General features: G+C 28.4%; 4 protein-coding genes. All 4 read left to right on the forward strand.

The window, feature by feature from the left end; translation table 11 throughout:
• Nucleotides 1–90: 90 nt before the first annotated feature.
• Nucleotides 91–759: a hypothetical protein gene (locus tag ACFQ1U_RS13605; protein ID WP_095069057.1), complete on the forward strand. Its 669-nt coding sequence runs from the start codon at nucleotides 91–93 to the stop codon at nucleotides 757–759.
• Between the two features lie 156 nt (nucleotides 760–915).
• Complete coding sequence (locus ACFQ1U_RS13610) at nucleotides 916–1,674, forward strand: hypothetical protein (RefSeq protein WP_386109310.1); 759 nt, start codon at nucleotides 916–918, stop codon at nucleotides 1,672–1,674.
• 220 nt (nucleotides 1,675–1,894) lie between these two features.
• Nucleotides 1,895–2,602: a hypothetical protein gene (locus ACFQ1U_RS13615; protein WP_386109312.1), complete on the forward strand. Its 708-nt coding sequence runs from the start codon at nucleotides 1,895–1,897 to the stop codon at nucleotides 2,600–2,602.
• 164 nt (nucleotides 2,603–2,766) lie between these two features.
• Nucleotides 2,767–3,846 carry a hypothetical protein gene (locus ACFQ1U_RS13620; RefSeq protein ID WP_386109314.1) on the forward strand — a complete coding sequence of 360 codons (1,080 nt, stop codon included), beginning with the start codon at nucleotides 2,767–2,769 and terminating at the stop codon, nucleotides 3,844–3,846.
• Nucleotides 3,847–4,109 lie beyond the last annotated feature (263 nt).

Below are 4,109 nucleotides of genomic sequence, written 5' to 3' on the forward strand. Positions count from 1 at the left end.
AAATTCGGCTCTGTGTTAATCCGAAAAGTTAGTGTCTTTTTGCACGCTACGTTTCATACACAAGTCCGTTAGCAAACATTAAACGAAAAATTGAAAAGAAAGTTAATAATATTTAGTTTTTTACTTCTTACATTTTCTTTAATATCACAAGAAAGTGAATTCAGAGATAGTTTTGGAAAAGTAAATTCTGAAAATTTAGATTTACTTTTATTGGATTTTGAAACAAATTTCTTGAAGAAAAACTACCCAGATAAAAACATTCAAAATTCATACAAAAAGTTTTTGAAAGATTTTTTTGAAAATGAAATTGAGTTGAATAGTGGCTTACTACAAAATGGAGAAAAAATATTGGAAAAGAATAATTTAAAGTTTCATATTTATAATGTAATCGATTCAATCTGGGTTGGAAAATCTGTAATCTCTGAAAGTAATGAGAAAGTTTTAATTACGAAATACAAACACTTAAATACTAACGGAGAGTTTAATTATGCAATTTCTGAAACATCTCAAAATAATTTAAGTTTAAAAAGAAGTATTCTTGAAAAATATAAGGAACCTAATTTGAATGGAATATTTTTTGAATCTTTAAAGAGAGCATCTTTAAAATCTGAATTATTAAAACCTTATGTTGAAAATCTGAATATAAGTGGAAGCTTTATGTCTCCATTAGTTTTGGCAGGTAATATTTTAAATAATAAAGTTGACTTGAATAATTATTTTGTTAGAATAATTATACTAACGAATATAGTTCATAGATAAAACGTTTGCTAACAACGTGTATATTCAATTGCTAGTTTCTAGCCTATTTTGGAAAATCCTCACGGATTTTCCATTCAGTAATTATTTACTAAATTTAATGCTTAAACGCCGCAACTGAAACATACACAACAACGTTAGCATTAATTAAAACCAAAAATGAGAGTAATCCTTTCAATTATTATATTATTATCAATTACTAATAATTGTTTTTCACAAGAAAAATTAAAATCACAAATTGAAATAATAGAAAAGAATATTAAAGTAAATAGTATATCTGATTTTGAAAAACTTCAAACTGATTTGGACAACGATAACGATTTAGATTATATTTATTTATACCAGTGTGGCGAACCTAAATGTATTGAGGTTTATTTAAATGTAAATAACAAATTAAAAAAGGTAATAAATGAACCGTGTTATAATTACTACTTATATAACGGAGACATTAAACATTTAACACTAAAACTAAATCATTGTTGTGGTGAAAGTCCATTTACTTCTAACAGAGTTTTTAATTTTAAGTTTGACAAAGTAATAACAATTGAAAATTATGTGCTTTTCAATGAAAGTTATGAATTATTAAAACCTGACAATTATTTGTTATCGGTTTATAATGTTAAAATTTTAAACAACAATTACAATGTAAGATTCTCACCGAATATAAAAGAATATGATGAAGACGAGTCAATGTTTTCTTGCGAACCTAACACTAATATTATTGGAAGATTAAAAGAAAACAGTACTGTAAAAGTATTATCGGAATTAATTAAAGAAACTCGAATTTGGTTATATGTTGAAATAGAAAGTAATTCTTTAAATCACCAGTTATGTAATAATCCAATTGATTATGAATTTAAAGGACAAAAATTAAGAGGTTGGATAAGTAATAACTTTGTAGAAAAAACAATAAACTAATGCTAACAATGGCTATAATTAATACGGGTTTTGGTGTTTAATCCAAAGTTTAGTGTATTTTTATGAAGTCGTCAAATCATTTTGATTTGACTTTTGAATAAAAAAAATAAAAGCAAACAAAATGCTTCGCCTTAGTGCTAAATCGGAAAGCCTCTGCTTCCCTATTCCCGTACTAATCATAGCCGAAGCCGTTGGCATTCATTAAAACCACATTCAGAAAATGAATAGAATAATCGAAATAATAGAAAAAAAAGAAAAAGAAGTTAAAAGGACAGGTTCAATGTGGGATTGGCAAGAGGGTTATCCCGAAAGTCAATGGAAAATACTATGTGAATTAGAGAATGGGAAATTTTTTGAAGACGAAAAAAATTTACTTTTTTACACTACCGAGAATGAAAAAATAGGCTTTAAGGCAATGCCCGAATATAATCAAGACAAAACGGATTTTATAACTGCGAAAACAAGTGAAAATATAAAATATTGGTCGTCTGATTACCAAATCACAAAAAGTTTGGTTGAAGATGGAGTTTTTGAAATTACCGATAGAGTTGGTCATTATATAAAACTTCGAGTTGAACCAATGGTTAAAGAAGTTTCAACAGTTACGAATGACTTTAAAAGTGTAAGATTGTCCAGCCAAGAATTACCACTTCTTTATATCGCGCTTTCCAAAAACCTATTTAATAGACCGAAAAAAGGACAGATTTATTATGAAAGCCATAGTGACAGGAGTTGCACCTTGTACCTTAAAGCTGATTATCATTCGGAACTTGAAAGCTCTATGCTTATGGCACAATATCAAGGTAAGTTTAGACAAAGCAACGCCGAATATGAATGGAATAACTTAAAAAATAAAATTGACGAAGCCCAAATTTCGGATAAAGAGAACATTAAGGATTTGGAACTTTATGGAGTATATGACGAATAAATAACGAAATGCCAACAATGGCTATAAACAATTGCTAATTAAGGGCTTATCCTGAAAATTCCTGCGGAATTTTTAGCTTGTCGTGTACTTGCAACAGTCCGTGTCAACCCATGCAACTGTTCATAGCCGAGACCGTTGGCTGTCATTAAGAAAAAAAAATAACTATGAGTTTTTTCAATAATTCTAAAATAGATGAAGAATCAAAAAGAAATCTTGCCTTTCAAACAATAGTTGCTCATCGAGATTTACTACAACTAGCTAGTAAAAAACAACAACCTCCAACATATGAAAATGCGCTTGGTTTACTGAATGAATTAGCTCCAGAATTATATTCAGATTTTATAGAACTATTAACTAGAAGAAATGAAAGTGAATTAGTCCAATATTTTAAAGATTTGTCCGAAATAAAATCACAGGAAACTGGTAAAGATATTTCTCCAATTGAATTAATTGAAAGGCAAATTAAAACGTTACAAGATTTACACGACCAAGACCCATCCAAAAAAACAGTCTCTAAAAGACTAATGGAACATCTTGTAGCTAGAGAAAAGATGGAACCTGTAAGATTAACAGAAAATAGAATCTTAAATCGTGATTTTAATCAAGTGGATAGGACAACATATTCAGATAAATTATTTCAAAATGATTTCTTTTCTGATTATAAACTAAAAAACAGTAATGTTTTAAGAATAAGGTTTTTACATCCTGATAGTGATGAACATATTACTGGTGCAGATTTGATTTATGAACAATATGATTTAAAAAATAATAAAGTCCGATTTGTTTTTTTACAATATAAAACTTGGGATAAAAACGTAATTTATAAAAGTGCGACAGCCAACTTAGTTCCACAGCTTGAAAAAATGACAAGTATTTTATGTAATAATAAGTTATGTCATACCTCTTCTGGAACAAAAACTTCTACAAAATATAGATTACCATATTGTTCTGGTTTTTTAAGACCTACAGATAAAATTCAAGAAAGTGACAGCAAATTAATTTCAACAGGGTATCATTTACCTATTTGCAATGCACTTAAACTAATTGAAAATGAAGGTAAAATCGAAAAAAAAATGATTAAAGAAGAATCTTTTAAAAGCCATATATTCGAGGAACTATTCAACAACAATATGATTGGAACAAGATGGATTGATGTGGAAACTTTAGAAAAAATTTATGAAGAAAACCAAGTGTTTAAGAAAAGTGAGAGAATAAAACTATATGCTCAAGAAATCATTAAATAACGCCAGCCAACAATGGCTATAATTAATACGGGTTTAAGTATTTAATCCAAAGTTTAGTGTATTTTTATAATGTCGTCAAATCATTTTGATTTGACTTTTGAACAAGAAAAAAATAAAAGCAAACAAAATGCTTCGTCTTAGTGCAAGTCCGGAAGCTACCGCTTCCTTAATCCCGCACTAATCATAGCCGAAGCCGTTACCTGCAAGCTGAACAAAACGAATGAAAAAGTACATAAACCTAATTTTGATATTACTTGCAACAT

Origin of the sequence: Tenacibaculum geojense, assembly GCF_042676005.1 — a bacterium.
GTDB classification, from domain to species: domain Bacteria; phylum Bacteroidota; class Bacteroidia; order Flavobacteriales; family Flavobacteriaceae; genus Polaribacter; species Polaribacter geojense.

Bases quoted from the DNA above. Each gene is read 5' to 3' on its own strand.
- ACFQ1U_RS13610 (WP_386109310.1), top strand. From the start codon at position 916: ATGAGAGTAATCCTTTCAATTATTATATTATTATCAATTACTAATAAT.
- ACFQ1U_RS13615 (WP_386109312.1), top strand. From the start codon at position 1,895: ATGAATAGAATAATCGAAATAATAGAAAAAAAAGAAAAAGAAGTTAAA.
- ACFQ1U_RS13620 (WP_386109314.1), top strand. From the start codon at position 2,767: ATGAGTTTTTTCAATAATTCTAAAATAGATGAAGAATCAAAAAGAAAT.